The sequence below is a fragment of the Bacillus sp. JJ1474 genome (assembly GCF_036965225.1).
Classification (GTDB): domain Bacteria; phylum Bacillota; class Bacilli; order Bacillales; family Cytobacillaceae; genus Cytobacillus.
On record NZ_JBALPC010000160.1, the window covers coordinates 1 to 1,558 of the forward strand.

The window sequence follows — 1,558 nt, forward strand, 5'->3', positions numbered from 1 at the left end:
CATATATATAACACCGTGGGCAAAGTGCAAAACTTTTAAAACTCCGTATACCATTGTTAGCCCAAGCGCTATTAATACATATACAAAACCTAATGCTATCCCATTAATTAACTGTTCAACTATCAAGTCATCCCACCCCTTTACCGTTATAAAGGAAAACAAGGGATACAATAATAAATTGAATCCCTTTTATCTCCACTTATAAAATTAATATGTTTTTGAATGTAGGTATTTAAATTCTCCATTTTCAACTTTCATGAATACAATTGGCTTAACGACTTCATGATTTTCATCAATTGTAATATTTCCGGAGGTGCCTTCTAAATCTTTAGTTGAATTAATTGCTTTAGCAATTTCCTCTCTATCAGTACTTGAACGTTCAATTGCATCCTTTATCGTTAATACCGCATCATAGCTTTGGGAAGCTGTAATACTTAAATCGGTATTGAATTTTTCCTTATAGGCTTTAACAAAGTTTTGAACAACTTCTCTCTCATCTGCCGTATAGAATGAGGTAGTAATGACAGTTCCTTCAGCATGATCACCAGCTAATTCGAGAAATTTTGGTGCATCCAACCCATCAATGCCGATTATTCTAGATTCTAGGCCCATTTGTTTTGCTTGGCTTACGATGGAAGATCCCTCATTGTAGTAGGCTACAACAAATAAAGCATCAGGTTTTTGTTCCTTTATAGCAGATAACGCTGAATTAAAATCAGTATCACCCATATTAAATTGTTTACTTACTAAAACTTTTCCGCCTAGTTCACTTATTTCTTTCTCTAAAGCGACCTGGCTTTCGGTTCCATAATCAATATTCATATACACAATACCAAAGGTTTTTAATTTTTCTTCATTAACTGCATAATCAGCAAGAGCTTTTGCTTGTACATTGGAGGTATAGATCATTCTAGAAACGTAGTCCCCGCCCTTTGTAGCTTCCGGATGTTTCGCATATGAAACAATCATTGGTACGCCTTCTTTTTGTGCCAGAGACGCCGCTGCTAAAGTTGGACCTGAATAAGCCCCGCTAATAACGGCAGCTACCTTATCACTATTTATTAACTTTTGAACACCTTTTGCGGCTTCTTGCGGCTTACCTTGGTCGTCAACAGAAATTATTTCTACCTTTTGTCCATTAATTCCACCATTTTCATTAATTTGATCTACAGCTAGTTGTGAAGCATTTAAACTTATTTGCCCGTCAGTTGATGTTGGTCCTGTTAATGGTCCAAACCAACCAATTTTTATAACATCTTGGGTATTCTTTTTTGAATCGGTAGAGCCTTCCTTTCCATCTGTATTTTCTGAACTACAAGCTGATAATATTAAAGAAAAAACTAATAATAATAGATAGAGCATTTTTTTCATGCAATCTCACCCCAGATAATTTTTATTGAGTTATCAGTAAATAGGACTTGGAGTTTCTCATGTTGTAAAAAATTTTACTTCCTTTTAGTGGCATAAACTATTATTCTGACGTTTCCTACGATGTAAACTCTAGTTTAGTAGTAGAATTTTACCTAGGTAACTTCTAAATCTTTATTCAAAAAAGCAA

1 protein-coding gene and 1 pseudogene are annotated in these 1,558 nt (G+C 34.5%); both read right to left on the reverse strand.

The features are described from left to right. A pseudogene (locus V7164_RS18205) lies at positions 1-126 on the reverse strand (branched-chain amino acid ABC transporter permease); the annotation flags it as partial. Between the two features lie 81 nt (positions 127-207). Then, entirely contained in the window at positions 208-1,371 is a 1,164-nt protein-coding gene (locus V7164_RS18210) for an ABC transporter substrate-binding protein (RefSeq protein WP_335354813.1), read from the reverse strand. Positions 1,372-1,558 lie beyond the last annotated feature (187 nt).